This is a genomic window from Mariniflexile sp. HNIBRBA6329 (genome assembly GCF_043558645.1).
Lineage (GTDB): Bacteria > Bacteroidota > Bacteroidia > Flavobacteriales > Flavobacteriaceae > Mariniflexile.
In genome coordinates this window covers 360,414-386,417 of record NZ_JBIFXS010000001.1, presented here as the reverse complement: position 1 = coordinate 386,417, position 26,004 = coordinate 360,414, and the positions used below count along the sequence as shown (strand labels likewise).

The following is a 26,004-nucleotide window of genomic DNA, read 5'->3' as shown; positions in this document are numbered from 1 at the left end:
TAAAACGAGGGCTTTTTAACAACAAATAACACGTTGTTATATATCTAACACTTTGTTATTTTTTAAGCAAATCTCTTATTTGTATTAACAACTCTTCTTGAGTTGGTCCTGCAGGAGGTGCTGGTGCAGGTTCTTCTTTCTTTTTCATTTTGTTAATACCTTTAATAAGCATAAACATTACAAACGCTACAATAATGAAGTCAATTAAACTGGTTAGGAAGCTACCGTAAAGTACTGCAATTTCTCCAGTTACTGCTCCAGTTTCATCTGCAACTCCTGGTGTTATTACATATTTTAAATCGTTGAAATCGGATTGGAAAATCAGACCAATTAAAGGTGATACAATTCCAGCAGTAAATGAAGTAACAACTTTATTAAAAGCGGCACCCATAACAAAAGCAACCGCAATGTCTACGAGGTTGCCTTTCATTGCAAATTCTTTAAACTCTTTTAGCATAATGAATGGTATATAATGGTTAAATTAATGAGATACCAAGATAACAAAAAAGTCACATGAAAAAAAATATTAGTAGCCTACGAAAACACGTTTTACACGTTGGGAAATACCTGTAATAAGTTCGTATGAAATGGTATTGGCGGTTTCGGCTAAATTTTCGGCAGTCGTGTTTGATCCAAAAACAATCACTTCGTCACCTTCTTTACAATCAATATCGGTCACGTTAACCATAATCATATCCATACACACGTTTCCAATAATGTAGGCTTTTTGGTTGTTGATTATTACATAGCCTTTCCCTTTTCCGTATTGCCTTCCAATACCATCGGCATGACCAATAGGAAGCGTTGCGGTTCTTAAAAAAGCATCTGTTTTAAACGCACGATTGTAACCTACCGATTCCCCTTTGTTTATCTCATGAATTTGTGAAATAATGGTTTTTAAGGTGCCAATGGGCTTGAAGTTTTTGTTTTCTTTTTCAGAATTTCCAAAGCCATACATACCAATACCGCTTCTAACCATATCAAAATGCGCTTCGGGATAATTTAGAATGCCCGAGGTATTGCAAATATGAAGCCATGGTTTATAGCCCATAGCTTTGGTGAGCGCTTCGGTTATGTTTTTAAATTTTTCTATTTGATTTAAAGTAAAATCGCGTTCGTTTAAATCTTCGCTAGCTGCCAAATGTGAAAACACCGATTGTATTTTTACAGCCGATGTTTCTTTTACTTTTGAAACCACCGTATTTACTTCATTTTCAGAAAAACCTAATCTGTTTAATCCTGTATTGAACTTGATATGGATTGGATAATGGTTTAGTTTTTCCGCGGAAGCGATGGCAATAAATTCATTTAAAATTTTAGCGTTGTATAAATTGGGTTCTAGGCAATTATCAATCAATATTTTAAAATTAGCCGCTTGGGGGTGCAGTACTAAAATGGGTTTGGTAATGCCCGCTTCCCTAAGTTTTACCCCTTCGTGCACAAACGCCACGGCAAAGTAATCTACAGCTTGATTTTGTAAATAGTTGGCAAGTTCGCAAGCATCACTTCCATAGGCAAAAGCTTTTACTACTGCCATAAATTTGGTGTTGCTATTCAGTCTCGATTTTAAATGGTCAAAATTATGCTTTAACGCTTTTAAATCGATTTCAAGTACGGTTTCTTGAGCTTTAGGCATCGGGGTTTTTGGGTTTTGGGGTCACTTCTTCGGCATCGTTCACCTTCATATTTCTTACTTTATCACGGGTCATGGCTTTGTAATAAGCGGCCCTACTTAAAGGTTCGTATTCATCTACTTCACCGAGCATAACTAAATTGTCGTTGTTCGCTTTTCGATAACTGTATTGGGCTAAATTGCCAGTTCGGGTACAAACAGCATGCACTTTGGTAACATATTCGGCGGTGGCCATTAAATTGGGCATGGGGCCAAAGGGGTTGCCTTTAAAATCCATATCCAATCCTGCAACAATAACACGAACGCCTTTGTTGGCCAAATCGTTGCAAACACGTACTATTTCATCATCAAAAAATTGGGCTTCATCAATACCAACAACGTCGCAACCATCTGCCAAAATAGGAATGTTTGCCGCTGCAGGTACGGGTGTGGAGCGAATTTCGTTAGCATCGTGCGAAACAACCATATCTTCATGATAACGCACATCAATAGAGGGCTTAAAAATTTCTACTTTTTGTCTGGCAAATTGTGCGCGTTTAAGCCTTCGGATAAGTTCTTCGGTCTTTCCTGAAAACATGGAGCCACAGATAACTTCAATCCATCCAAATTGTTCTTTATGATTTACTGTATTTTCAAGAAACATTTCGTAATTTTAACACTAAATAAAGCGATTATTCGTTTGTATAAAGGTGGCGTAAATTTATTAAAAAACAAAAGCCTAAATAGCAATAATTTTAAATTTATAACAATGAAGAAGAAGTTAGAGTCTGAATTGGTAAGTATTGCCCACAGAATTCTTAAGTTAAAAGGGAAAGAGGATGTTGTTAAAATGCATGCTGAGGTATCGGAGCTTTTCGAAAAGTTATCGGTATTAAAATTTGCCCATGAAAATTTTGAAAACGATGTGCCAACCATAGGAAGCAACAGTTCGTTTTTTGAAACAATGGACAATGCTTTCAATAATAAAATAAGCGACAATATTGAAGTAGGTGATAAGATTTATATCAATATGGATGAAGTTGAAGACGACCATATTATGGAACATGGTATTTCAACCATTAGAGACATGGTAGCTCACATGCCTAACGAACCTGAAGATGTAGTTTTAGAAGAAGCCACAACGAAGCCGGAGCATAAAAAAAATGATTTAGACGATTTTATGTCCAGTTTTAAAGATATCCCAGTTTTTGATCCTGTTATAAAAGGAACAAATGGGATTTCAAACGAAAAAAAATCATTAAACGATAAGTTGAAAAGCGGTGGTTTGAATATTGGCCTAAATGATAAAATTGCCTTTATAAAACATTTATTTGACGGTAAAAGTGAAGATTACCACCGCGTTATCTCACAATTAAGTACCTTCGATTCGTTTAGTAATGCCAAACAATTTATTATAGAAATTGTAAAACCAGATTATAACAATTGGGTGAACAAAGAAGAATTTGAAGAGCGCCTTTTCCAAATTTTAGAAAGCCGATTTAATTAATGAGCAAACTATACATTGTACCAACACCCATTGGAAATTTAAAAGACATGACGTTTAGGGCTGTTGAAGTTTTAAAAGAAGTTGATTTAATTCTTGCCGAAGATACCCGAACTTCAGGAAAACTATTAAAACATTTTGAAATTTCAACCCATATGCAGTCGCACCATATGCATAATGAGCATAAAACGGTTGAAAATTTAATTCAAAAACTAAAGAGCGGCACCACGGTAGCATTAATAAGCGATGCAGGAACACCAGCCATTTCCGACCCCGGATTTTTACTCACACGTGCCTGTATAGAAAACCAGATAGAAGTAGATTGTTTGCCCGGAGCCACAGCTTTTGTGCCCGCATTGGTAAACTCTGGCTTGCCAAACGATAAGTTTGTGTTTGAAGGCTTTTTGCCCGTTAAAAAAGGAAGGCAAACACGTTTATTATTACTTGCCGAAGAAACCAGAACCATTATTTTTTATGAAAGTCCGCATAAATTAGTAAAAACCTTGGGGCATTTTTGTGAGTATTTTGGTGAAGATAGGGAGGTGTCGGTATCTAGAGAATTAACGAAACTGTATGAAGAAACCATACGTGGCACTGCCAAAGAAGTATTAGCATATTATACCAACAAACCACCAAAAGGAGAAATAGTTATTGTGGTTGGAGGGAAAAAATAGAATATAGTTAGAATGAATTTAGAAGTATTTAAACAAAAATTAAAAAACACACCAAACAGCATTGAGTTTTCTGAGACCATGACTGTTATAGAATCAAACTACGAGTTTACGCCAACCGCTTTTAAAAATGGCGAATTGCAGAACAATGCCGGTGAAAATTCAGGATCTTGTAAATTGTTTGCATTTGCCAAATTGCAAGGTTTTACAAAAGATGAAACATTGGCCTGTTTCGGGAAATTTTATTTTGACGATGTTTTAAAAGACCCCAATGGTACAGGGCATCAAAACATTAGAAACTTTATGAAAACAGGTTTTGATGGTTTGACTTTTGAAGGTGAAGCATTAAAACTCAAATAGCTTTTTGTTTCAGATGCAAGACTTGTTATTACATATAAAACAATGTACCATCTGCGAAAAACACTTGCCTTTAGGTCCACGCCCCATTGTTGTGGCGCATCCCGATGCTAAAATTGTTATTATTGGTCAAGCACCCGGAACCAAAGTTCATAAAACAGGCATTCCGTGGAACGATCCCAGCGGTAAACAATTAAGGAACTGGTTGGGTGTTACCGAAAAAGAGTTTTACGATGCCAAAAAATTTGCCATCATGCCTATGGGTTTTTGTTATCCAGGAAAAGGAAAAACGGGCGATTTACCCCCACGACCCGAATGTGCCCCACAATGGCATAAACCTTTGTTGGAGCATTTGCCAAATGTGGAGTTGGTTATTTTAATTGGCACGTATGCACAAAACTATTATTTAGGAAAGCAAGTAAAGAAAACACTCACCGAAACGGTTGCTAATTTTAAAGACTATTCAAAGTATTTGCCATTGCCACATCCATCACCACGAAATCGGTTTTGGTTGACAAAGAATCCTTGGTTTGAGGTTGAGGTGTTGCCGGTGTTGAAGGAAAGAGTAAAAAGTTTAATTTAACATTATACTTTTCCACTTTCAGGTAAGGTCATTAATAAAACTATTCGTGCATCAGTCGCAAAAAATAACAATCACAAATATCATCAACTCCTATAATTTCATTAACTTTCATCAATCATACAAAGGTTTTTATGGAAATTATTCTAAGGGCATTCAATTTAAAATTAAAACATACATTTTCAATTTCTAGAGAGTCGTATAATGAGCAACCCACATTAATTGTAGAACTAAAATCAGATGGTTTTTCAGGTTTTGGGGAAGCTACTTCCAATCCGTACTACGGTGTAACCATTCAAAAAATGACGGACGATTTAACAGTGTTGCAACCCATTATTGAAAATGCCACCCAATCGACACCCGAAGAATTCTGGAAACACATGCATCAACATTTAAAACATAATATGTTCGCATTATGTGCTTTAGATTTGGCTTACAACGATTTGTACGCGCGAAAACAAGGCAAAAAACTATACGAACTTTGGGGTTATGATGTTTCAAATAACCCGCTAACAAACTATACCATTGGTATTGATTCTGTTGAGAAAATGGTTTCAAAAATGCAAGAGTTACCATGGCCAATTTATAAAATAAAACTCGGCACAAAAGAGGATATTAAAATTGTTACCGAATTACGAAAACACACAAACGCCATTTTTAGAATTGATGCCAATTGTGGTTGGACGGTTGCAGAAACCATTAAAAACGCCAAAGCCTTAAGAGAACTTGGTGTTGAATTTTTGGAACAACCTTTAAAAGCCGATGATTGGGAAGGGCACAAAGAAGTGTATCAAAAATCGGTATTGCCCGTTATAGCAGATGAAAGTTGTCAAGTAGAAGCTGATGTTGCCAAATGTTATAACCACTTTCATGGCATAAACGTAAAGTTGGTGAAATGTGGTGGACTAACACCGGCTAAACGTATGTTGGTGCACGCCAAAGAACTCAACATGAAAACCATGGTAGGTTGCATGACGGAATCCTCGGTAGGCATTTCGGCCATTGCCCATGTGTTGCCACTTTTAGATTATGTAGATATGGATGGCGCTTTACTCTTGGCTCAAGACATTGCCAATGGGGTGACTATTGAAAATGGTGTGGTACAATACAGTAATTTAAACGGAACCGGTGTTTCTTTAATTTAGATTTTATGGTTGTTGATGCATTTCCTGATAGAGAAATAATTATAAAAGACAAACCGCTTTTATACTTTGGGGGTACTGCCTATTTAGGGTTGCCAACGCACCCAGACTTTCAAAAGAATATTATTTCGGGAATAAAAAAATGGGGTACAGCCTACGGGAGTTCCAGAAATGCCAATATTAAACTCGCTATTTTTAATGAAGCAGAACACTTATTTGCGAAATTAATTAAAGCGGAAGCTGCTGTTACCTGTTCGTCTGGTACATTGGCGGGCAAATTGGTTGTGGAATATTTATCAAAATCAGACAACGCCTTTTACCACTATCCAAAAACACATCCTGCCATTTTGCAAATTAAGAGTTTACCTTTATTTATAGATGGTGAATTGCATCCAAATTTGCTGAACCATACCGTTGAAAACATCGTTATTACGGTCGATGCTTTTTTAGGATTGGAAGTAACACCCACAAGTTTTGAGTTTTTAGATACTATTCCTTCTAACAAAAAAATAACGTTGGTGGTTGATGAGTCGCATAGTTTGGGTATTGTAGGGAACTTTCTTGAAGGTGTTTTTACCACCATTTCGAATAAAAATCTGGTACGGAAAATTATGGTGTCGTCTTTGGGAAAGGCCTTGGGCATTTCGGGAGGCATTGTTGCTGCCGATAAAGTTTTTATCGATGCTTTAAAAAACGAACCCGATTTTATTTCATCATCAAGCATCAGTCCAGCCTATTTAGAAGCTTTTGTGCTTTCACAACAAATAATTAAAGCGCAACAAAAAAAGTTGCAAACTAATTTAGAGTTTTTGTTTGATGGATTCTATTTGAATGCCGATTTCAAATTCAATAAAAACTATCCAGTTATCTATTGTGAAGATGAAAAAATAGTTGAACATTTATTTGAAATCGGCATGGTGATAACCCATTTTAAATACCCAACCTATAAAAAATCAATGTGCAGAATCGTTATAACATCCAATCACACTAAAACCGATTTAACGAAACTTAAAGAATCTTTAATAGACTTTAATAGAAGCAGTTAAAGTTATTTGTGTTTTAATTTTAAATGAGAAACAAGCTTTTTAATAAAACATTTTCAGTGCGTTGGTGTATTAATTATGATTTATATATAAGTGTACAACAAATGCCTTTGAATGTTTTTTTTGGGTAATTAATACGTATTTTTGACGTTTACAAGTAATAAAAATAGTTTAAAAGAAATGACGAATCATATTACAACAACTTGGTTGGGGAACATGAAATTTGAGAGCACAAACCCATCCGGACACAATTTGTTTATAGATGCAGGACCAGAAAATGATGGTAATGGCGAAGGGTACAGACCAAAAGCGTTGATGCTTTCGGCGTTGGCAGGTTGCTCAGGTTTGGATGTAGCATCACTTATTAAAAAAATGAAATTGGATGTAGCCGATTTTAAGATAGATATTGAAGCCAACCTTACCGAGGAGCATCCTAAATATTACGATAAAGTAGCTATGCATTTTCATTTCTTTGGCGATAATTTAAGCGAAAAGAAACTTCAAAAAGCAGTCGATTTATCGGTTGAAAAATATTGTGGTGTTATGGAAATGTTCCGCCAGTTTGCAGAATTAACCATAGAAACGCATTTTCATAAAAAATAAGTTTCAAATCAACTTTAAGCTTTTTAACCTTTAACTTTCCACCTGATAGATGCGTTGGACCCTAAAACCCAAACCCGAATCTAAAAAAATTGAGGCACTTCAAAAAGCACTTCAAGTGGATGAAGTGGTGGCAACATTATTAGCGCAACGTGGTATTGAAACGTATGAAGATGCTAAAAAGTTTTTTAGACCAAGTTTAGACGATTTGCACGACCCATACTTAATGAAAGATATGGATAAAGCGGTGGCTAGAATTGAAAAGGCCATGGCTAACAATGAAAACATTCTGGTGTATGGCGATTATGATGTAGATGGTACTACCTCGGTAGCATTAATGTCCGCATATTTAAAATCTAAGTACAATTTAATTTACACCTACATTCCTAATAGGTACGATGAGGGTTATGGTATTTCGTATAAAGGCATCAATTTTGCTTTAGAAAACAATTTTACACTTATAATTGCTTTAGATTGTGGTATAAAATCGGTCGATAAGGTGGCATATGCTAAAGAATTGGGGATTGATTTTATTATTTGCGACCACCACAGGCCTGACGATACCATTCCAGAAGCCGCAGCTGTTTTAGATCCTAAAAGGGAAGATTGTAATTACCCTTATAAAGAATTATGTGGTTGTGGTGTGGGGTTTAAATTGATACAAGCCTTAGCCCAAAAAGATGGTTTGAATGCCGATGATTTAATTGGCTATTTAGATTTGGTGGCAACTGCTATTGGTGCAGATATTGTTCCTATTGATGGTGAAAATAGAGTGCTGGCCTATTTTGGATTAATGGTAATAAACAGCAATCCACGACCAGGCATTAAAGCCATTTTAAACCAAATTGAGAAAACGGAATTAACCATTACCGATGTGGTTTTTGTAGTAGCGCCTCGTATAAATGCTGCAGGTAGAATGCAACACGGTAATTTTGCAGTTAGACTTTTAACTGAGGAAGACAATGATTTGGCTACGAAATATGCTTCAGAAATTAACGATTATAATCTAGACAGACGTGAAACAGATAAACAGGTTACAGAAGAAGCTCTTAAGCAAATTGAAGAACAAAAAGAACAGAACCGCCTTACTACTGTTGTTTATGGTGAAGATTGGCATAAAGGCGTTATTGGCATTGTGGCTTCTAGATTAACCGAAACCTATTACAGACCAACATTGGTATTTACAAAAAGTGGCGATAAGTTGGCAGCTTCGGCACGTTCAGTACGTGATTTTGATATTTACAATGCTTTAGAAGCGTGCAGCGAACATATTGAACAATTTGGAGGGCATAAATACGCTGCGGGTTTGACGCTTTTAGAAGAAAATTATGAAGCTTTTAAGCAAGCTTTTGAAGATGAGGTTTCTAAAACTATCGATAGAAATCTTCTAACACCCGAAATTAAAATTGATGTTAAGATTGATTTGGAACACATCACCCCAAAATTCTACAGGATTTTAAAACAGTTCGCCCCTTTTGGACCTAATAACATGACGCCCGTTTTTATGACGGATAATTTGGTTGATACAGGCTACGGAAAATGCGTTGGAGAAGATAAAACCCATTTAAGAATAACCGTTGCACAACCACAATCCAAAAGTTTGGTAGCCATCGGTTTTGGAATGGGCGATAAATTCGATTTAATCTCAAATAAAAAAACTTTTAAGGCTGTTTATTCCATTGATGAAAATGAATGGCAAGGGAATGTTAGCCTACAATTAAAACTCCGAGATATTAAAGAATAGTAAGCTATGGCAAAAACCGACCCATATGCCGCTTTACGTATTAAAGAATTCAATATATTTTTACTGGTGCGTTTTGTACTTGTTTTTGGCTGGTCCATGCAATTTATTGTTATAGAATGGGAAGTGTATAGCTTAACAAAAGACCCATTATCACTGGGGGTTATTGGCTTGATGGAAATAATTCCTGCTTTTACCATGGCGTTGTTTGCGGGCCATATTGTAGATCAAAAGGAAAAACGAAACCTACTGGCACTTTGTATCGCAGCTTTTTCTTTAATTAGTTTAGGGCTGTTTTTATTAACGTGGGACAAAGTAACTGGTAATTGGGAAACGAAAAGCATATTGTACAGCATTTATGCTTTGGTGTTTTTTGGTGGATTCTTACGTTCGTTTTTCGGCCCCACTATTTTCTCTTTAGTAGCTTTAATCGTGCCTAAAAAAGCCTATCCTAATGCTGCTACTTGGAACAGTTCTACATGGCAAATGGCTTCGGTTTTAGGGCCAGCTTTTGGCGGTTTTTTTATTGGTTGGATTGGTGTGCATTGGTCGCTTTGCATCATTTTTGGACTGGTACTTTTGTCATTCATCATTCTTTTACAGATAAAACGAAAACCTATTTTAAATCCGAAAATTGGCGAACCCGTTATTGAAAGTTTAAAAGAAGGCGTACGGTTTGTATTTAAAACAAAAGCCATTTTAGGGGCTATGACCTTAGATATGGTGGCCGTATTATTTGGTGGTGCCATTGCGCTTTTGCCCGTTTTTGCACAAGATATTTTAAAAGTGGGCAGTGAAGGTTTTGGCGTATTGCGTGCAGCACCTGCGGTAGGAGCTTTTTTAACCATGTTGGTTACGGCTTACATACCCATTAGTAAAAATGCCGGTATGAAATTATTGGTGGCTATTTTTGGTTTTGGGGTGTGTATTATCGTGTTCGGGTTGTCGTCTATATTCTGGGTATCGGTAGTGGCCTTGTTTTTTAGTGGAATGACCGATGGCGTTTCTATGGTTATCCGTCAAACTATTTTACAGTTAAAAACCCCAGATCATATGCGTGGGCGTGTATCATCGGTAAATTCTATGTTTGTGGGGTCTTCTAACGAATTGGGTGCTTTTGAAAGTGGCGTTACCGCTAAACTTATGGGTACAGTTACTGCGGTTGTTTTTGGAGGAACCATGACGTTGATTACCGTTATTACTACAGGTATTGTATCGCCAACGTTTAGAAAACTGGACTTAACAAAGGATTTGGAAGAACATAATAAAGATTAAAACTTTTTCAGCTCAAAATTTTCTCCATCAAAAACCCCGTAAGTATAATAAGAAATCCAATCGCCAAGGTTGATGTATTTTGACGTCTCATTTAGGTTGATTTCCATAGGCAAATGACGGTGGCCAAAAATAAAATAATCGCGGTGTTTGTTTTTTAGTTTCTCTTTGGAGTATTGCACCAACCATTCCTTTTCTTCACCAAGAAATTTAGCATCATCATCACCTGAAATCAATTTGTTTTTTACCGATAGGTATTGGGCTATTTTTACGCCAATATCTGGATGTGTCCACCTAAAAACCCATTTAAAAAACGGATTGGTAAACACCTTTTTCATACGTTTATAACCTTTATCGTGCGGACCTAAACCATCGCCATGACCAATAAAAAAGGTTTTGTTGTTAAAGGTGAATTCTTTTGGTTTATGGTAAACAGGAATGTTCAATTCGTCTTGAAAATAACCATTCATCCATAAATCGTGGTTGCCCACAAAAAAGTAAACAGGAATTCCAGAATCTGTAATTTCGGCAAGTTTGCCTAAAGTTCTTGTAAAGCCTTTTGGTACTACGGTTTTGTATTCAAACCAAAAGTCGAATAGGTCGCCCACTAAAAATATAGCTGCAGCATCGTGCTTAACGCTGTCTAACCAAGCCACAAACTTTTTTTCGCGCGGGCGAGAAGCTTCTATGGTTGGTGCTCCTAAATGGTTATCGGAGGCGAAATATATTTTTTTTCCTTCTGGAATATTCATGCGGTAAATATAAATAATTCCTGCGAAGGCAGGAATCTTATTGTTATGGCGTAAAAATAATGAAGATTCTGGGTGATTATGCCACTAATGCAGGAATATTTGTTTTATTACTGCAAGTAGCTGATGGGCGCGTCAGGGATAGAAATGAAAATCCTTTTTAAATTTGAAAAATACTTAAGTTTTGGCTGAGTAATGGTTCAGCAGATTGCTTCGTCCTTTGTCCTCGCAAAGACGTTTAAAAAGATTGTAATGTATAGCCCGACCCGATAGGGGAACGCCCTAAATATTGTCGTACGCAAACCATTCTGCAAAGGAGCTGTCGGTTTCTTGAAGTTTTAAGGAGTGCAATTCGATGTTTTCGGGTAAACGGCGCTTTATTTTTTTTGCAAAATCGATGACCATCATTTCGCTAGTTGGTTGGTAATCAACTAATAGTACGTTGTGTCCTCTGTCTTCCAATTCTTTGGCAAGCTCTACGTGTGGTGTGTTTTTGTTGAAAACGGTGGCGTGGTCGAACACGTTTACAATGTCTTCTTTCACTATTTTTTTCAAATCGCCAAAATCTATTACCATGCCATATTTTACGTTGTTGGTGTCGGCAATGGGTTTTCCAATAACGGTAACCGATAGTTTGTAGCTGTGTCCGTGTACGTTTTTGCACTTGCCATCGTACCCGTAAAGGGCGTGTCCGGTTTCGAAAGAAAATTGTTTTGTGATGCGAATAAAGCTCATTTGTGAAAAATTTAAAGTACAAAGATAGTTGTTTTGTAAAAGCAATTTGTTTTTAGATTACATTTGCGCGCTTTTGTTCAATCTGGATAAGAGATTTATCGCTAAATACTTATGAATCATCTTTTTGAAGCTATTGATTTTGTTGAAAATTCGCTGTATGAACAAATAATTACAGACATTGGAACGGAACAATTTAGTATTGTTGAGAATTTTTTTACTGCTGAAGAAGTTGCGGTTTTAAGGCAATCGATTCAAGAGAAACATGAAGAACACAGTTTTAAAAAAGCGGCTATTGGAAATAGGTTGAATGAAACCATTGTAAAATCGATTAGGGGCGACGTTATTTTATGGATGGACGAAAGTCATGTGAATGCCGCCGAAGCTTTGTTTTTTAAGAAGATTAACGATTTGGTTAGCTACTTAAACAGAACTTGCTTTTTGGGTATTTTGCACAAAGAGTTTCATTACGCCATTTACCCGAAAGATACTTTTTATAAAAGGCATATTGATACGTTCCAGAATGACGACAGACGCAAATTATCCTTTGTTTGTTATTTGAATGAAGATGGTTGGTTGCCCGAAAATGGCGGTGAATTGGTGCTCTATTTAAACGAAAATGGCGAGGAAGTTGAAAAGGTTATTTATCCGTTTCCTGGGCGCGTGGTTATTTTTGAAAGTCAAATTATAGAGCACGAAGTAAAACCCGTAAACACCGAACGTTTAAGTATAACCGGATGGTTAAAAACGCGTTAGTTAGCGTCTTTTTCTTCGGTTTACAAAATAAACAATGATTAATACAAGGGCTAAAACCAGAAATAAACCGTTACCACTTATAAAACTTAAAATATCCATAGTTGTTGAATTTAAAGCACAAATGTAAAAATATTTGTCATATAAATTCACTGTAATGGAAAGGATGTTTTATTATAAATTAATTTAAAATTACAGCTTAATTTCGTCTATATTTGTGCAGAATTTTATGCAATTCATTTAATTAATTACTTTTGCATTAAATTAATTACAGCATGAAAAATATTTTAGTACCCGTTGGAGCTTCGCAAAATGCATTGAGTAATTTGCAATATGCTGTAGATTTTGCCCAAGCGTTTGGAGCTAAACTTTATGTAGTTCAAGTATATAATGTTTACACAAAGGCAGGTACCATGATAAAAATTGATCATATTTTAGAAGAAGATACGCTTAATTACTTAAACGATTTGGTTTCTAAAGTGGATACAAAAAATGTTGAGGTTGTAGTAAGAGCGCTTAAAGGAAAGTTTATTGATACCATTGAGTTGGCTTGTAAAGCAGCAAATATTGATTTGATTTTAATTGAACCAAGAATTTATTCGGAAGATGAAGAGGTGTTTTTAGGAAGAACTTCCGGGAAAATTATAAAGCAAACCACCATTCCAACGGTAATAATACCAGAAGGTTATGTTTTTAAGCCTATTGAAACTATTTTGATGGCTGTAAAATCGGCTATCATCAAAAATGAAGGTGTGCTTAGTCCACTTAAAGCTGTAAAAGATAATTTTAAAGCGGTAGTAAATTTACTTTTGGTAAAAACACCGTATTATAATGAAGGCGATTTTGATTTAAATAACGAATTAAAAACTATAGTTTCAGATGTAACCTATTCTGAAAACCCAACAACATATCATGGTGTTTTAGAGCATTATAAAACGCATGACCCAGATATGCTTTGTGTTGTAAGACGTAAAAGAGGTTTTTTCATGAAGAAGTGGGAAAAAAACCAGATTTACAAAAAAGATTTTAACAGTAACTTGCCCGTTTTAGTGCTAAGTGAATTAAAATAACTAGTCGGGGATGTAGCTCAGTTGGCTAGAGTGCTTGACTGGCAGTCAAGAGGTCGTGGGTTCGAATCCCATCTTCTCCACTTAAAATAAACCCTAATGATTGATTGTCAATTAGTTAGGGTTTTTTGTTTTCGTAAATTGTATGATTATTGTACGATTAAATCCTTTCTTTTAAACAAAACGTATTCTAATGAGTAATTTATAAAACGACAATTTGTAAGATTCTTTTTTCTTGGAAAGAATCTACTTAATTTTAAATTATTAAGATATAAAATTGTCTATATTCAATGTTGTGGTTCATACCGAAACCGTGCGAAAATGTTTGAAGAAATATTTTCATTTGTCAGGTACTTTACACAAACATACAGTTTCAGCTGGTCAATATCCGAAGTTTCATCTTTATATAAAGGATCTAAGGTTATTACAAAATCTTTATTAGACAGCGCTTTAGCTTTTTGTGTACAGCCAGCACCTGTTTTACCAGTTAAACCTATAATTGTAAAATTTTTTCTAATGAATAAAGTTGATCCATTATATTAAAATTAGGCAATGATATATTTATGTAACCCAAATTAAATATTTAATCCTGTTGCTTTTTTTACTACATCAAACTTTGATAAAGAAGTGTATATTACATTACCGTTTGATAATATGATATTGGTTTCATTTTTTTCAAATTGTGATACTTCAATAATATGTGCTGTATTTATTGAGTGCACAGTTCCTCCTAAGTCAACGATTTCTATAAATGTCATTATTTTTTATTTTGGTTTTACAATTTGTAGTGAATAATTTCCGTATTCAAATTTATCAGTTTTTTTTCTAACTAAAGTCCAATAACTTGGGAATTTATCCCCGATGTATTCGCAAACGCTTTTTAAACTTCCAAAAACCCCTAAAACATCTTTATTCTCTAATAAAACGTAATACTTCTTAGCCTCTTGCCTTTCTTGATATGTTTTCATAAAACAAATATACAAAAATAACATGGTATATTTGTATGTTAAGAATAAATATTGTAAATTTAAATATCTTAAAAAGATAATTTATATGTGCTAAAACAGTGAATATTAGGGATTTCGATAGTTTATTTGAATTGCTTGATTACTTCAATACGGAAGAAAAATGTATAGACTATTTAGCTAAAGTTAAATGGAACGGTTCTGCGCAATGTCCTTACTGTGCAAGTGATAAAGCATATCGTTTAAAAACTGGTGGCAAGAATTGGAAATGCAATAAATGTAGAAAACAATTTAGTGTTCGTGTTGGAACTATTTTTGAAGACAGTAGAATAGAATTAAGAAAATGGTTTGTGGCTATATATTTAATCACTGCGCATAAAAAAGGGGATTTCTTCACATCAATTAGCGAAAGACATAAAAGTTACTCAAAAAAGCGCATGGTTTATGTTGCAACGTATTAGAACTTCATTTGAACCTACTAAAGAAGCGTTTAGCAACGTTGTTGAAATAGACGAAACATGGATGGGAGGACTTGAAAAAAATAAACATATGAATAAGAGAACAAAAGGAACACAAGGCAGAAGCGCAAAAACTAAAACTCCTGTGCTTGGTATTTTAGAGCGTGATGGCAAGGTTTATGCTATTCCTGTGTCCGATACCACAAGCAAAACATTAAGACCTATAATAGAGAATAAAATTGTTAAGGGTAGTAAAATATACACAGACGAATGGAAAAGTTATCGTATATTAGCTAACAATTACGACCACCAATTTATTAAACACTCTGCAAATCAATATGTTGATGGTGCAGTACACACAAATAACATAGAAAATTTTTGGTCGTTATTAAAAAGAGGAATTGATGGTATTTATCATCATGTAAGCGATAAGCATTTGTCTAAATATGTAAATGAATATACTTTCAGATACAATAATAGAAAAATGACAGATGGTTCTAAATTTGATGTTTGTATAGCAAATGCAACTCAAAAACTAACTTATAAAGACTTGATTAAAAATGCATAGTTTTTATTTAAAATTTGATAGCAAAGAAAAAAATATAGACTTTACTAACGCTGTATCAATTGATGATTTAGCGGAAATATTAAAATCTTTATATTCTGCTATTTCCGCTAATAAGACTGATAATATTGTATTATCCCAAATTACTGACAATTGTTATAAATGTGGATTTACAACTCCTAATGAGGTTTTAGAAGAACGATTTATTGACTTAAATAAAGATATTTTAGAGAAAAATAATGTTGAATTAACTAATGAAAAACTAAGATATAAAAAGTCAATAGTAAAGGTTATAAAGCCTGATTGGTATCTTGAAATTTTAAATTCAGCAGGTATTTCCGTTTTAACAATACCCCACGGATTTAGCGAAAGAACTGTAGATTATTACTATTCAAATAAAAGTTTTGAAGGCTATATCACACTTATTGGAGATAAAGAATTAAACCCAAAGCACCTACATATTTATTTATCAGATACTAAAAATTTCAAAATATTCATAAATCCTTTGCAGCATGAAGAATTAGCTACTTATTATAGAAAAAGTAAAATAAGAGCAAAAGTAAGATTGAAAAAATCACTTGATAGTGATAGAATTTTAAGCGCGGAATTAATTAGTTACAGACAAAAATCGGAATTAAAGTTTCCTTATAATTTGAATGAAATTGATTTATCTGGCTTAAATTTTGTATTTGAATAAGACATAATTATATGGGAATAACGACATCTTGGAAAAAAATTCTTGTTGATACAACAGTAATAGTAAAAGTTATCAGCTATAAAAAATATGGTAAAGAGATTAACGAATTTGCAAACAAGTTAATGGAATACTTGGCTGATACAGAAGCACAAATTACCGATAAAAAAACAGAAAAAAGACAAATATATGTATCTTCTATTTCTATTGCAGAAATAATAGATTCAAGTCAACCAAATGGAGTTAATAAAACTAAATTAATTGTACAAGCTCTAAACGCTGACAATATAGAGATAGTTGATTTTGATGAAGATGTTGCAGATTTATACAATATCGAGTTTATAGATAAGTTAGGGGTAAATTATCAAAAAGACTCATTGTCAAAATGGGGAGAATTAAATTCTAAAGTGAACAGGGAGATTTTAACTAAAGATTTAATGATTCTTGGTTGTGCATTATATAAGAAAGTAGATGTAGTTTTGTGTTTTGATAAAGGAATGTACAGAATAGGTAGAGAATGTGGCATCAATATGGTTTATATAGAACCTAAATATTTTAACCACAATGATTCGTATATATTTGAATTTTATACGGGAGTATGTGATAAAGAATTAAAGGTATGAATAAAAAGAATAAAGACCCTCTAAGACCCAAAGAGGATGTTAAAATAAATAAAGAGGATAAAGAACAGGGTTTTTTAGAAACTTTAAAGAAGCTTGTTAAATCTCCAAAAAAAGAAGATTAGGTTTTTCTATAAACCTGTATATAAAAAACTCAATCTTTTGGGTTACATAAATATATCATTGCCTAAAATTATTATTATATGGCCCGATATAAAACATATATCGGAGCGCTTGAATTAATATTTACTATTCTTTTTCTTTTACCTCACCTTGCTGTACCGCATCAAACCGATTCATTAATTCAAAAGCATCGGCTTCTATGGGTTTCCATTTTTTGCCTGTATATTTAAAATTAAAATACAATGTTACTTCGTTTGATCTACCATGGTTACATAATACTACTTCTAGCCGATCACCAGGTTTTAAATCGAGGTTTTTATCGAAAGCATCCGCAGAATTTAAAGTATTAAGCAGCAGCTCTTCATTAATATCAAACATAGGGTTGAACATTTGTGGAAGTGTTGGCATACCTACTACAATCAAATCTTTATTTTTATTATACCTATGCAAAACCCAATAATGGTTCAGTTCTTCAATATCTACTTTTTCATCTACACAAGTACAAAACTTTATTTTATCCGACACTTTACACATTATCTGTTTTTCTTATAAAATTATTTCATGCTTTTTGTGGCCATAGCAAATAGGTTAAATTAGCTATGGTAATTTCAATATAATAATATTGCTACAACTTCATCCCATACATTTTATCGTCCAGTTCTTTCCAGTTTGGTATGTGTTTGGAAAGTTCTGCCCAAAATTCTTTGGAGTGGCTTTTTACTTTGGTGTGTACTAGTTCGTGTACTATGAGATAATCAATTAAACTAAAAGGCAATTTAATGGCATCTATATTTATTAAAATGCTGTTGGTGGGTGTGCAACTTCCCCAGCGTTTTTCTAATTTTCTAATCTTTACATCTTTAAAGTCCAAACCTGTTTTTTTTGCCCATTTTTTAACCCTAGGCATTATTTTCTCTTGGGCTTTGGCTCTAAAAAAGTCTTCGAATGCTCCTTTTAAAGTGTCTTGGATGTTTTGGTCTTTGGGCACCAATACTTTGAATTTCGATTCCGTAAAATCTATAGTTACTTCGTCTAAATCCTGCTTTACAAATACCTCTACATAGTACTTTTTCCCTAAGTAGGGTATTCTAGACCCTGTTACAATATCGTCATAACCTATGGCTTCAACCAATTCCATTTTTTCCAATATCCATCGGGCTTTTTTAAGTATAAACGCCTGTTCTTTTTCCAATGGTACAGGGCTGCCCTTTAGCACCACCCCCGTATCTTTTTGTACACTGATGTAATGCGATTTTAGCCCTTCTTTTTGAAGGAATGTATATTCTATAACCTTATCTCCGTACTGTACTTTAGGCATCTTTGTTTTTTATAAGTACCTCTACCAATTCTTTTGCTTTTTCTTTGGCAGCTTCCCGTTCTATTTTGGCAGTGGTTAAATAGCGGCGCATCTTATTTTCTATATCCTTTTTTACCTGTCCTTTTGCTTGCCAACCCACAATGTTCAACTCTCCTGCTATCAGGTCGAATATGGTTTTGGTGGCATCTTCGGCATCTTCAGCAAACAACACTTTCATAGCATCGTAAACTGCCCGTTGGCGTTCTGTTTTAAAGCCTTTTGCTTCGCCTTCTTTTTGTTGCTCTATGATTTTATCTTGCATGTCGGCATAGGCTTTTAACAGTTCCAATTGCGTGATGCGCTCTTCGGCTTTTAACTTCAATAGTTCATCCAAACGTTGCGCCAAGGGTTTGTAAAAATCGGGGTTTTTATCTAAACCTACTTTTATGGTGTGTTTTAAATTGTTGCGCATTTTCAACTCTTTGGTAGCTGGCGATGCGTTCATGATTTCCTCCTTAAACTTATCCTTGTCTATAATGGAAATGGGCTCTTCCAATAGGTTTTCTACGCCTTGGGCTATTAAGTGCGCATCTATCATACCTTGCAGCATGTTACTTTCGTCTTTGGTAATCTTCAGTTCTTCATCATCCGGAAAGGCGTTTCTAGCTCTTAGTTTTATTTCATTGAAAAGCTTAAAATCCCCTTGGTATTTCATCGCCTTGGTATTGGGCAATACGATGTTAAGCGATTTATTAAAATCCTTTAAAAGCGTTTTAAAATCATCGCGTTTGTTGATGGGTTCTATAAACCTAACCGCGGCATCCATATAGTCGTTGCGGTTGTAATGCCTATCAATGCGTAAGGGTTTAAAAAAATCGACCAACTTGGTGTGGTTCATTTCCAACTTGGGCAACTCTTCGTTGATGTTCTTTAAAATATCGTCTGGACGGATATCACCCGAAAAGATTTCCAATGCCTGTATTAAATAGGCGGTAATACCATTATAGTCTACAATATAGCCCGCTGCTTTTCCTTTTCTGCTGCGGTTTACCCTAGCAATGGCTTGCAACAGGTTGTGTTCCTTTAAGGGTTTATCTAAATACAAACAGGAGGCTATAGGGGCATCCCACCCCGTAAGCAACATATCGGACACAATTATAAAGGCGGTATTATCATACTTCTTTTTGCCCGATTTCTCCGTGTCTGCTTCATCTCCAAAAGGCAATTTAAAACTATCGGTTACCTCTTTAATGGCTTCGGGTGCAACTAGGTGTATGGGCTTTTTATCTTGTGGGTGCTTTCTATTCCACTCTAAAGTTTCATAGTATTCCTTGGCAATGGGGTCCGATTTTGGCGACCCCATGCTCATCACCACTTTCGATTCAAACGCATGATAGCCTTGGTCTTTCAACCGTTGCAAGGCTTCTTGGTATCTTAAAGCATGTGGGCGACCACTGCATACAATCATGGCTTTATGCCCATCTGGGTATATTTTATCCCTAAAATGGTCTACAATATGTTTTACAATGTCGTTTATACGCCCTTTACTCAATTGGTATTTGCGTAAGGCATCACTTTTTAGTTTATCTTTTTTCTCTGCGGAATAGTCTCCAAACTTTTCTTCAAACTCCTTGTCCAGTGCCTCTTTTTTAACATCCAGTTTGGCAATGCCTTCGTCGTACAGCAACTCAACCGTGGCACCATCGGCAACGGCTTCTTTTATGGTATATACATCAATATAATCGCCCCCGTAAAACTCGCCTAGAGTCGATTTATCTTCTTTTGAAATGGGTGTTCCCGTAAAAGCCACAAACTTGGCATTGGGCAATACGGTACGCATAAACGATGCTAAAAACCCGTAATGGCTACGGTGAGCCTCATCGACTAAAATATAGAGGTTTTCTTTTTTAGATAATTCTTCCAATTGAATTTCCACCCGTTCCACCTCTACCCACTTTCCTTTTTGAAGTTCTTTGGTAATTTTTACAAGGGTCTTTTCCTTTAGGTGTTTTTCAATCATCACATCACCACGTTCTTCCATTTCGGTTTGGTCGGTACTGGCGGTGGCTTCTTTATCGGTTTCCTGAAACTTTTGTATGGTGGTGGTAATAATACCCCCGTAATCGTTACGCAGTAATTTATCTAAATGCACCACCGATGATGCTTGGTTTACGTTTTTAAAACCCACATTTTGCAAAGTGGTGGTAATTTGCCTATCCAAATCCTTTCTATCGGTCATAATCATAACCGTGGGGTTGTTAAAACCGTATTCGGGGGCTTGCAGTTTTCTAGCTACATAGGCCATGGTTAACGATTTACCCGAGCCTTGGGTGTGCCACACCACACCGCCTTCACCCGCTTGCAACCTAGTAATGGTTTTGTTGGTGGCACGTATTTGTTGGTAACGCGGTAGTTTTTTTATGGTTACGCCCTCATCCAGTTCAAACAGTACAAAATGCCTGATAATGTCCAGCACCCGTTCCTTTTTAAATAAGGCCAGGAGTAATTTATCTTGCTCGGTTTTTGCCAAGTCTAAAATATCGGTATCGTCTTTACTGGTTTTAAACACCGAATAAAATTGTTTTGGGGCATTGATGGCACCATACCTACCACCTACTTGCCATATACCGGCGCATATTTGGTTGTAGTGAAACAGTTTTGGTGAGTTTTCTTGGTAATATTTTAAATCGTTATAAGCCGAATCCCATGCCGTGGGTGCTGTGGGCGATTTACATTCTATAACACCTATGGGCAAGCCATTGATATACACCACCAAATCGGGTACCGAGTTTTGGTACCTACCGTGGTATTTTATTTGATTTACCACCAAAAAATCATTGTTATTTGGGGTTAGATAGTCTATAAAATGAACCGCTTTAAATTCCTCTACCCCGTTAATAACCTGTTTTACGGTAAAGGTACCGCCTTTTATAAGCTCCCAAATGTTTTGGTTTATTTCCATTAAGGATGCACCGTTTACACTGGTTATTTGGGTAAAGGCTTTGTTTAGGTTGTTATCGTTAAGCCAAGGGTTTATTTTTTTTATGGCAGCCAATAACCTATCCTTTAAAATGACTTCGGTGTTATTACTGCGCTCGTCGTGTTTAGAGGCATCATAATATTGATACCCCAGCGTTTGCAATAAAGTAATTGCTGGCAGCTCGCTGTATTTGTATTCTGGCGATTGGCTCATGCTTTTATAATTTAGCTAAACATTCTTGTACCCAAGGTTGGATAAGCTGGTTATTGATAAAAGTAAATCGGTCTTGCAACAATTCCAAAACATCTAATTTAGATTCGAAGTATTCATCATCATTAAACAAGGGTACGCCACAAATTGCAGGGTAACTAGAAGTAGCAGTATCATTATGAAAATTGATATTAAACTGTGGCGTTTTAAAACACTCAAACTTTTTCATGGCGTCAAACTGCGTGGTTCTAATCAATTCAATATGCTTTTTATTATCACAATCGTTTATTTTTCCGAAGCCAAACTTTAACCAAACGGCATCTTTTTCCAATTCTAACACCAAGCTAAAAATATAATCCCCACCTCTTGATTTTGCTTCAGAAAAGTGAAACAATTCTTTTAATTTATCATTTTTTGGCAATAAAAAAACACAATCTTGTTTATATAATTCATGGCTTACCTCAAAACCTTCAATACCTCCGTTTTTAATATAGTTGTACATACTATCGCGGTACAAAGCAAAATTTTCCTGATTCTTAACAATAAAATCTATTTCCTTTTTATACTTTTTGTATATTTCTTTTGCCAATAACACTTCTTTACTGGTGTGTGTAATATCTTTTTCTACCATGGCTTTGTATTGGTTAATGCTTTCTCTTACGGTTGGAAGGGCTTTATCTATATCTAGTCTATTAGCTTCTATCAGGTCGATAATGTGTTGGTAATTTATGTTGGTATAATTTTCACCAGCAATAAACCCTTTATGGCTTTCGCTTCGTGTAGGTGTGAGCGTTAAAAATATATGTTTCCCAAATTCGGTATAATTATCTACAACGTAATTATGATATTTTGATAACTGGTCAATGGAGTAATTGGCATGTATTTTATTTTCTATGGTTATTACAAAACCATGTTCTTTATTAACTATTAGAATGTCTATGTTATGAATTTCTTCTCGGTAAACCTCTGTTTTTGAAACATTGAAATCTGAAAAAACCTTATATTCTTCTGGCGTAAACAACCCAACCTGATTGATAACCTTAAACAAACTCCTTAAAAACACATCGCCCAATTGGTGCGACTCGTTGGGGCTAAACAACCAACCTAGAAAATTGCTGTGGCGTATTTCGCGGTATTGAATACCCAAAACGTTAAATATATTAAAGGCGTTTAACGATTTTCTAATTTCGTGTAAATCACTTTGGCACGCTGCTTCAAAGCTTTCTAAATCTTGGCTTGTTACACTCATACGCCTACCTCTGTTTTAACCCGAATATTGCCCGTTAACAATTGTTGCATCAAACCTTGTTTTAACTCTTGATAGTGGGTTTTCTTTTCTTCTAAAACTTCTAGTTTATCATCCACCGAACCAAGAATTTTTGCGATTCGCTCTTGTTCTATAATTGGAGGAAATGAAAGCACTAATTGAGATAAGTGTTTAACGTAAATATGGACTACAGAATTCCCTTGACCCATTTTCTTGGTTTGACTTCTTATTATTTGACTATTCATATAGTATGATAAATATCTAGAATCGCCCTTCTCTGGTCTATGAATAATTATATCACCACTGGCAAAAGCTTTTTGGCTTCCGATATAAGTAACGCACTTTCCAATATCTTCAATTGTTTCTCCAGAACCTGTAAAGAGTAAATCGCCACTATTAAATTGGAAACTATTATTTGCTGATTCCTCGTTGATGAAGGATTGAAACTTCTTGATTACTGTGTCATAAATAGTATAAATCTCCCCATATCTAATACAAGGATATTGACCATTCTCTAGAATCTCTGCTTTAGATATTCCTTTCCCTTTAAAAAAATCACCTAATTGCTCTAGCTTCACCACCTCCCAACTCACAGGAATCTTACCCAAAGGGGAGTCTTTAAACTGGGTGTGCCCAATGCCTTTGGTTAACAGGCGTTGCATCAAGCCTTTTTTAAGTTCTTGGGTTTCGGAAATTTGTTGGTCTATCACCTCTATTTTAGCATCTACGGTGCTTAATATATCGGCTATTTTTTGTTGTTCTGGGAGGGATGGTAGTAATACACTTAAACTTTTAAAAGACGTTGTTGATAATTCTAGAAAAGTACTACCACTTGACTGTTTAATAAGTTCGTTTTTATTGTTTGACATCCAATAATACATATATTCAGAGGACACTTCAGGCTTCGTTATTAATGACTTAAAACCTTGATTAGTTGAAATTGGCACCTTATTAACCACAGAAGCACCAATTGTAGCTCTAGTACAAACAATTAAAGTACCAACTGGAAGCATGTTAGCTGATGAATTTTTTAAACCTTCAATTGAAATTTTTCTTTTAGTTGAATAAATGTACTTTTTACCATTTAACGAAGTTACATCGGTAGGGGTAACCCAATTTATATCACCATCCCAAAAGTTTGGGTTGTTAGTTTTTGGAGTTCCTCCAGATACAACTTTTCCTAAATCCTCAATTTTTAATTCTTTCCAAGTGTTTATATTTCCATTCATACCCCCAACTCCTTTAAAAATTCAGCTAATTTTTTATCAATGTCGGCTTCCTTTTGTTCCAAGGTTTCCAGTTTCTGGTGCACCGCTTTAATATCTATTTCGGGTTCGGGTTCGCTGGTATCAATAAAACGGGAAATGTTTAGGTTATAATCGTTTTCGGCCAATTCCTTTACATCTACCACACGCATGTATTTATCTACATTGGTAGCGCCATCATAGGCGGTTACTATGCGGTTTATGTGTGTTGCTTCCAGTTCGTTTTGGTTTTTGCCTTCTTTATAGTCGTTACTGGCATCTATAATAATAACCTTGCCTTTTTGGGCTTCGGTTTTGTTTTTGTTAATTATCCAGATGCTGGCTGGTATTCCCGTGTTGTAAAACAGGGCACTTGGCAAGCCTACAATGCCCTCAACCAAATCGGCTTCCAAGAGGCCTTGGCGTATGGCGCCTTCGGTACCGCTTCTAAACAGGGTACCATGTGGCAGTACCACCCCTGCCTTACCATCTTGTTTTAATACGGCTACCATGTGCTGTAAAAAAGCTAAATCGGCATAACCACGTGGCGGTATGCCATACTGGAAACGCCCATAGGGGTCGCTTACCACTTTGGTATAATTGGGGGTTACTTTCTTTTCTTTACCGTTTTTATCGAGCTTTACCTCTATGGCGTTTTCGGCGGGCGTCCACCACCCATCCATAGAAAAGGGTGGGTTGGCAATAACGCGGTCAAAAAGCGTTAGTTCGTTTTGGTCGTTTTTGTGCTGTGGTGCGGTTAGGGTGTCGCCTTTGCGTATATCGGCATCCATAAAGTTGTGCAGCAACATGTTTAGTTTGCCAATGGCCCAAGTGCCCAGGTTTTTTTCTTGCCCGTATAAGGACACGTTTACGTTATTGCCCACTTTACCGTTGGGTTGTTGGGCAATGTATCGGGCAGATTCTATAAGCATACCCCCCGACCCACAGGTGGGGTCGTACACCTTTTGTTTGGGTTCGGGTTTTATAAGCTGTACGATAAGCTGCACCACCCCGCGTGGGGTGTAGAACTCGCCTCCTTTTTTACCGGCATCATCGGCAAACATTTTAATAAGGTATTCGTAGGCATCGCCCAATAGGTCGTTAGACTCTAAATGGTCGTTACGCAACGAGTGTTGGTTGAAGTGGCGCAATAGGCGTTGCAGCAGCTCATCGGATAGTTTTTCTTTATCGCCAAACTTAGTGGCGGTCATAACCCCTTCTAAACTGGTGTTTGCCTGCTCTATGGCTGCAAAGGCCTTATCGAGCGCAATACCAATATTTTCCGTATGGGTTTTTATGCTGTTCCATCGGGCTTCTTTGGGCAGTTGGAAATAGGTTGCGTCTTCGGCGTCTTCTCTAGTAAAGCCTTCGCGTTTCATAATGTTTTCTACTTCTTCTTCAAACACATCGTTGGAACGCTTTAAGAACAGCAAGCCGAAAATGTAGTTTTTAAAATCGGAGGAGTCTATGCTGCCTCTTAATATGTTTGCTGAATCCCAAAGCCAGCTTTCTAGGGTACTTAATGTGAGTTTGTTTTGGGCCATTGTTTACTTTAAAAATTTATAGAGGATAAAAATAGTTAATATCCGTAATGCGGATGGATTAAAACGGTTATTTTTAAATCTCGACGCCCATAAAAATATAAAACTTTACTTACGGTTTGTAATTTTTAACAAATAACTTAATAACAGATTTTGGGTTTGGGTGTGCCGTGTAATATATATAAACCGAAAAACTACGTTATCAGAATAACTTAAA

Annotated in this window: 29 protein-coding genes and 1 tRNA gene; 17 read left to right on the top strand and 13 right to left on the bottom strand. The window is 35.6% G+C overall.

The annotated features are described in order from the left end of the window. Positions 1-55: 55 nt before the first annotated feature. The 3 genes from mscL to ACGK9U_RS01555 all read right to left on the bottom strand — a co-directional run bounded on the left by mscL (position 56) and on the right by ACGK9U_RS01555 (position 2,276). Complete coding sequence (gene mscL, locus ACGK9U_RS01565) at positions 56-457, bottom strand: large conductance mechanosensitive channel protein MscL (RefSeq protein ID WP_394464601.1); 402 nt, start codon at positions 455-457, stop codon at positions 56-58. 69 nt (positions 458-526) lie between these two features. After that, positions 527-1,636 (bottom strand): alanine racemase, encoded by a 1,110-nt coding sequence (gene alr / locus ACGK9U_RS01560; RefSeq protein WP_394464600.1) that lies wholly within the window; start codon positions 1,634-1,636, stop codon positions 527-529. Continuing rightward, positions 1,629-2,276 (bottom strand): thymidine kinase, encoded by a 648-nt coding sequence (locus ACGK9U_RS01555; protein ID WP_394464599.1) that lies wholly within the window; start codon positions 2,274-2,276, stop codon positions 1,629-1,631. The genes alr and ACGK9U_RS01555 overlap by 8 nt, the downstream gene beginning before the upstream one ends. A gap of 105 nt (positions 2,277-2,381) precedes the next feature. Between ACGK9U_RS01555 and ACGK9U_RS01550 the strand changes: the two genes are divergently transcribed. The 9 genes from ACGK9U_RS01550 (at position 2,382) to ACGK9U_RS01510 (ending at position 10,525) form a co-directional block, all read left to right on the top strand. Further along, positions 2,382-3,119, top strand: coding sequence for a hypothetical protein (locus tag ACGK9U_RS01550; RefSeq protein ID WP_394464598.1), 738 nt, complete (start codon positions 2,382-2,384; stop codon positions 3,117-3,119). Then, positions 3,119-3,790, top strand: a complete 672-nt coding sequence (gene rsmI / locus ACGK9U_RS01545; RefSeq protein WP_394464597.1) for a 16S rRNA (cytidine(1402)-2'-O)-methyltransferase — start codon at positions 3,119-3,121, stop codon at positions 3,788-3,790. The genes ACGK9U_RS01550 and rsmI overlap by 1 nt, the downstream gene beginning before the upstream one ends. A gap of 12 nt (positions 3,791-3,802) precedes the next feature. Further along, on the top strand, positions 3,803-4,147 hold the full coding sequence (locus ACGK9U_RS01540) for a HopJ type III effector protein (RefSeq protein WP_394464596.1): 345 nt from the start codon (positions 3,803-3,805) through the stop codon (positions 4,145-4,147). A gap of 13 nt (positions 4,148-4,160) precedes the next feature. Then, a complete protein-coding gene (locus ACGK9U_RS01535) occupies positions 4,161-4,727 on the top strand; it encodes a uracil-DNA glycosylase family protein (protein WP_394464595.1) in 567 nt (188 codons plus the stop codon). Between the two features lie 131 nt (positions 4,728-4,858). Beyond that, complete coding sequence (locus ACGK9U_RS01530) at positions 4,859-5,869, top strand: dipeptide epimerase (RefSeq protein WP_394464594.1); 1,011 nt, start codon at positions 4,859-4,861, stop codon at positions 5,867-5,869. A gap of 5 nt (positions 5,870-5,874) precedes the next feature. Beyond that, entirely contained in the window at positions 5,875-6,912 is a 1,038-nt protein-coding gene (locus tag ACGK9U_RS01525) for an aminotransferase class I/II-fold pyridoxal phosphate-dependent enzyme (protein ID WP_394464593.1), read from the top strand. Between the two features lie 177 nt (positions 6,913-7,089). Next, the gene (locus ACGK9U_RS01520) at positions 7,090-7,512 is read left to right on the top strand and encodes an OsmC family protein (RefSeq protein ID WP_394464851.1); all 423 of its coding nucleotides are present in this window, start codon (positions 7,090-7,092) and stop codon (positions 7,510-7,512) included. A 49-nt stretch (positions 7,513-7,561) separates the two neighbouring features. Then, positions 7,562-9,253, top strand: coding sequence for a single-stranded-DNA-specific exonuclease RecJ (recJ, locus tag ACGK9U_RS01515; protein ID WP_394464592.1), 1,692 nt, complete (start codon positions 7,562-7,564; stop codon positions 9,251-9,253). Between the two features lie 6 nt (positions 9,254-9,259). Next, positions 9,260-10,525: an MFS transporter gene (locus ACGK9U_RS01510; RefSeq protein ID WP_394464591.1), complete on the top strand. Its 1,266-nt coding sequence runs from the start codon at positions 9,260-9,262 to the stop codon at positions 10,523-10,525. On the opposite strand, the gene ACGK9U_RS01505 is transcribed toward ACGK9U_RS01510, so the two are convergent. Together ACGK9U_RS01505 and ACGK9U_RS01500 are read right to left on the bottom strand one after the other, a co-directional pair. Continuing rightward, positions 10,522-11,274 carry a UDP-2,3-diacylglucosamine diphosphatase gene (locus ACGK9U_RS01505; RefSeq protein ID WP_394464590.1) on the bottom strand — a complete coding sequence of 251 codons (753 nt, stop codon included), beginning with the start codon at positions 11,272-11,274 and terminating at the stop codon, positions 10,522-10,524. The two genes, ACGK9U_RS01510 and ACGK9U_RS01505, sit on opposite strands and share 4 nt — an antisense overlap. A 279-nt stretch (positions 11,275-11,553) precedes the next feature. Beyond that, the gene (locus ACGK9U_RS01500) at positions 11,554-12,006 is read right to left on the bottom strand and encodes a 6-carboxytetrahydropterin synthase (protein ID WP_209656222.1); all 453 of its coding nucleotides are present in this window, start codon (positions 12,004-12,006) and stop codon (positions 11,554-11,556) included. Between the two features lie 111 nt (positions 12,007-12,117). Here ACGK9U_RS01500 and ACGK9U_RS01495 point away from each other — a divergent pair, with 111 nt between their 5' ends. From ACGK9U_RS01495 to ACGK9U_RS01485, 3 genes are all read left to right on the top strand, one after another. Further along, complete coding sequence (locus ACGK9U_RS01495) at positions 12,118-12,759, top strand: 2OG-Fe(II) oxygenase (RefSeq protein WP_394464589.1); 642 nt, start codon at positions 12,118-12,120, stop codon at positions 12,757-12,759. A gap of 272 nt (positions 12,760-13,031) precedes the next feature. After that, positions 13,032-13,826 (top strand): universal stress protein, encoded by a 795-nt coding sequence (locus tag ACGK9U_RS01490; protein ID WP_394464588.1) that lies wholly within the window; start codon positions 13,032-13,034, stop codon positions 13,824-13,826. Positions 13,827-13,832: 6 nt separating this feature from the next. Further along, positions 13,833-13,906 (top strand) — tRNA-Ala (locus tag ACGK9U_RS01485). Between the two features lie 492 nt (positions 13,907-14,398). Here the strand turns inward: ACGK9U_RS01485 and ACGK9U_RS01480 are convergent. Together ACGK9U_RS01480 and ACGK9U_RS01475 are read right to left on the bottom strand one after the other, a co-directional pair. Then, positions 14,399-14,581: a hypothetical protein gene (locus tag ACGK9U_RS01480; RefSeq protein WP_394464587.1), complete on the bottom strand. Its 183-nt coding sequence runs from the start codon at positions 14,579-14,581 to the stop codon at positions 14,399-14,401. Between the two features lie 6 nt (positions 14,582-14,587). Next, a complete protein-coding gene (locus ACGK9U_RS01475; protein ID WP_394464586.1) occupies positions 14,588-14,791 on the bottom strand; it encodes a hypothetical protein in 204 nt (67 codons plus the stop codon). 98 nt (positions 14,792-14,889) lie between these two features. On the opposite strand from ACGK9U_RS01475, the gene ACGK9U_RS01470 reads away from it, so the two are divergent. From ACGK9U_RS01470 to ACGK9U_RS01450, 5 genes are read left to right on the top strand one after another with little or no spacing between them, the layout of a single operon-like run. Beyond that, positions 14,890-15,249 (top strand): transposase, encoded by a 360-nt coding sequence (locus tag ACGK9U_RS01470; protein WP_394464585.1) that lies wholly within the window; start codon positions 14,890-14,892, stop codon positions 15,247-15,249. Next, positions 15,158-15,814 (top strand): IS1595 family transposase, encoded by a 657-nt coding sequence (locus ACGK9U_RS01465; RefSeq protein WP_394464850.1) that lies wholly within the window; start codon positions 15,158-15,160, stop codon positions 15,812-15,814. Before ACGK9U_RS01470 ends, ACGK9U_RS01465 begins: the two co-directional genes overlap by 92 nt. Then, complete coding sequence (locus ACGK9U_RS01460; protein ID WP_394464584.1) at positions 15,807-16,508, top strand: hypothetical protein; 702 nt, start codon at positions 15,807-15,809, stop codon at positions 16,506-16,508. The genes ACGK9U_RS01465 and ACGK9U_RS01460 overlap by 8 nt, the downstream gene beginning before the upstream one ends. 11 nt (positions 16,509-16,519) lie before the next feature. Then, entirely contained in the window at positions 16,520-17,128 is a 609-nt protein-coding gene (locus ACGK9U_RS01455) for a PIN domain-containing protein (protein WP_394464583.1), read from the top strand. Next, complete coding sequence (locus tag ACGK9U_RS01450; RefSeq protein ID WP_394464582.1) at positions 17,125-17,250, top strand: hypothetical protein; 126 nt, start codon at positions 17,125-17,127, stop codon at positions 17,248-17,250. The genes ACGK9U_RS01455 and ACGK9U_RS01450 overlap by 4 nt, the downstream gene beginning before the upstream one ends. Before the next feature lie 124 nt (positions 17,251-17,374). Here ACGK9U_RS01450 and ACGK9U_RS01445 read toward each other — a convergent pair whose 3' ends face one another. The 6 genes from ACGK9U_RS01445 to ACGK9U_RS01420 form a co-directional block, all read right to left on the bottom strand. Then, positions 17,375-17,782, bottom strand: coding sequence for a hypothetical protein (locus ACGK9U_RS01445; protein WP_394464581.1), 408 nt, complete (start codon positions 17,780-17,782; stop codon positions 17,375-17,377). Positions 17,783-17,873: 91 nt separating this feature from the next. Then, positions 17,874-18,566, bottom strand: a complete 693-nt coding sequence (locus ACGK9U_RS01440; RefSeq protein ID WP_394464580.1) for a M48 family metallopeptidase — start codon at positions 18,564-18,566, stop codon at positions 17,874-17,876. Next, positions 18,559-21,738 carry a type I restriction endonuclease subunit R gene (locus tag ACGK9U_RS01435; protein ID WP_394464578.1) on the bottom strand — a complete coding sequence of 1,060 codons (3,180 nt, stop codon included), beginning with the start codon at positions 21,736-21,738 and terminating at the stop codon, positions 18,559-18,561. The genes ACGK9U_RS01440 and ACGK9U_RS01435 overlap by 8 nt, the downstream gene beginning before the upstream one ends. Positions 21,739-21,742: 4 nt before the next feature. Further along, positions 21,743-22,984, bottom strand: coding sequence for a PD-(D/E)XK nuclease family protein (locus ACGK9U_RS01430; protein ID WP_394464576.1), 1,242 nt, complete (start codon positions 22,982-22,984; stop codon positions 21,743-21,745). Next, positions 22,981-24,231: a restriction endonuclease subunit S gene (locus tag ACGK9U_RS01425; protein ID WP_394464574.1), complete on the bottom strand. Its 1,251-nt coding sequence runs from the start codon at positions 24,229-24,231 to the stop codon at positions 22,981-22,983. The genes ACGK9U_RS01430 and ACGK9U_RS01425 overlap by 4 nt, the downstream gene beginning before the upstream one ends. Further along, positions 24,228-25,790 (bottom strand): N-6 DNA methylase, encoded by a 1,563-nt coding sequence (locus tag ACGK9U_RS01420; RefSeq protein ID WP_394464573.1) that lies wholly within the window; start codon positions 25,788-25,790, stop codon positions 24,228-24,230. Before ACGK9U_RS01420 ends, ACGK9U_RS01425 begins: the two co-directional genes overlap by 4 nt. Between the last annotated feature and the right edge of the window lie 214 nt (positions 25,791-26,004).

What these genes read in the sequence shown, in the direction of transcription:
- ACGK9U_RS01505 (WP_394464590.1), bottom strand. Translation starts at nt 11,274, where the DNA reads ATGAATATTCCAGAAGGAAAAAAAATATATTTCGCCTCCGATAACCAT.
- ACGK9U_RS01430 (WP_394464576.1), bottom strand. Translation starts at nt 22,984, where the DNA reads ATGAGTGTAACAAGCCAAGATTTAGAAAGCTTTGAAGCAGCGTGCCAA.
- ACGK9U_RS01475 (WP_394464586.1), bottom strand. Translation starts at nt 14,791, where the DNA reads ATGAAAACATATCAAGAAAGGCAAGAGGCTAAGAAGTATTACGTTTTA.
- rsmI (WP_394464597.1), top strand. Translation starts at nt 3,119, where the DNA reads ATGAGCAAACTATACATTGTACCAACACCCATTGGAAATTTAAAAGAC.
- alr (WP_394464600.1), bottom strand. Translation starts at nt 1,636, where the DNA reads ATGCCTAAAGCTCAAGAAACCGTACTTGAAATCGATTTAAAAGCGTTA.
- recJ (WP_394464592.1), top strand. Translation starts at nt 7,562, where the DNA reads ATGCGTTGGACCCTAAAACCCAAACCCGAATCTAAAAAAATTGAGGCA.
- ACGK9U_RS01495 (WP_394464589.1), top strand. Translation starts at nt 12,118, where the DNA reads ATGAATCATCTTTTTGAAGCTATTGATTTTGTTGAAAATTCGCTGTAT.
- ACGK9U_RS01540 (WP_394464596.1), top strand. Translation starts at nt 3,803, where the DNA reads ATGAATTTAGAAGTATTTAAACAAAAATTAAAAAACACACCAAACAGC.
- ACGK9U_RS01455 (WP_394464583.1), top strand. Translation starts at nt 16,520, where the DNA reads ATGGGAATAACGACATCTTGGAAAAAAATTCTTGTTGATACAACAGTA.
- ACGK9U_RS01530 (WP_394464594.1), top strand. Translation starts at nt 4,859, where the DNA reads ATGGAAATTATTCTAAGGGCATTCAATTTAAAATTAAAACATACATTT.
- ACGK9U_RS01450 (WP_394464582.1), top strand. Translation starts at nt 17,125, where the DNA reads ATGAATAAAAAGAATAAAGACCCTCTAAGACCCAAAGAGGATGTTAAA.
- ACGK9U_RS01445 (WP_394464581.1), bottom strand. Translation starts at nt 17,782, where the DNA reads ATGTGTAAAGTGTCGGATAAAATAAAGTTTTGTACTTGTGTAGATGAA.
- ACGK9U_RS01500 (WP_209656222.1), bottom strand. Translation starts at nt 12,006, where the DNA reads ATGAGCTTTATTCGCATCACAAAACAATTTTCTTTCGAAACCGGACAC.
- ACGK9U_RS01435 (WP_394464578.1), bottom strand. Translation starts at nt 21,738, where the DNA reads ATGAGCCAATCGCCAGAATACAAATACAGCGAGCTGCCAGCAATTACT.
- ACGK9U_RS01480 (WP_394464587.1), bottom strand. Translation starts at nt 14,581, where the DNA reads ATGACATTTATAGAAATCGTTGACTTAGGAGGAACTGTGCACTCAATA.
- mscL (WP_394464601.1), bottom strand. Translation starts at nt 457, where the DNA reads ATGCTAAAAGAGTTTAAAGAATTTGCAATGAAAGGCAACCTCGTAGAC.
- ACGK9U_RS01555 (WP_394464599.1), bottom strand. Translation starts at nt 2,276, where the DNA reads ATGTTTCTTGAAAATACAGTAAATCATAAAGAACAATTTGGATGGATT.
- ACGK9U_RS01550 (WP_394464598.1), top strand. Translation starts at nt 2,382, where the DNA reads ATGAAGAAGAAGTTAGAGTCTGAATTGGTAAGTATTGCCCACAGAATT.
- ACGK9U_RS01490 (WP_394464588.1), top strand. Translation starts at nt 13,032, where the DNA reads ATGAAAAATATTTTAGTACCCGTTGGAGCTTCGCAAAATGCATTGAGT.
- ACGK9U_RS01520 (WP_394464851.1), top strand. Translation starts at nt 7,090, where the DNA reads ATGACGAATCATATTACAACAACTTGGTTGGGGAACATGAAATTTGAG.
- ACGK9U_RS01420 (WP_394464573.1), bottom strand. Translation starts at nt 25,790, where the DNA reads ATGGCCCAAAACAAACTCACATTAAGTACCCTAGAAAGCTGGCTTTGG.
- ACGK9U_RS01425 (WP_394464574.1), bottom strand. Translation starts at nt 24,231, where the DNA reads ATGAATGGAAATATAAACACTTGGAAAGAATTAAAAATTGAGGATTTA.
- ACGK9U_RS01440 (WP_394464580.1), bottom strand. Translation starts at nt 18,566, where the DNA reads ATGCCTAAAGTACAGTACGGAGATAAGGTTATAGAATATACATTCCTT.
- ACGK9U_RS01510 (WP_394464591.1), top strand. Translation starts at nt 9,260, where the DNA reads ATGGCAAAAACCGACCCATATGCCGCTTTACGTATTAAAGAATTCAAT.
- ACGK9U_RS01535 (WP_394464595.1), top strand. Translation starts at nt 4,161, where the DNA reads ATGCAAGACTTGTTATTACATATAAAACAATGTACCATCTGCGAAAAA.
- ACGK9U_RS01525 (WP_394464593.1), top strand. Translation starts at nt 5,875, where the DNA reads ATGGTTGTTGATGCATTTCCTGATAGAGAAATAATTATAAAAGACAAA.
- ACGK9U_RS01460 (WP_394464584.1), top strand. Translation starts at nt 15,807, where the DNA reads ATGCATAGTTTTTATTTAAAATTTGATAGCAAAGAAAAAAATATAGAC.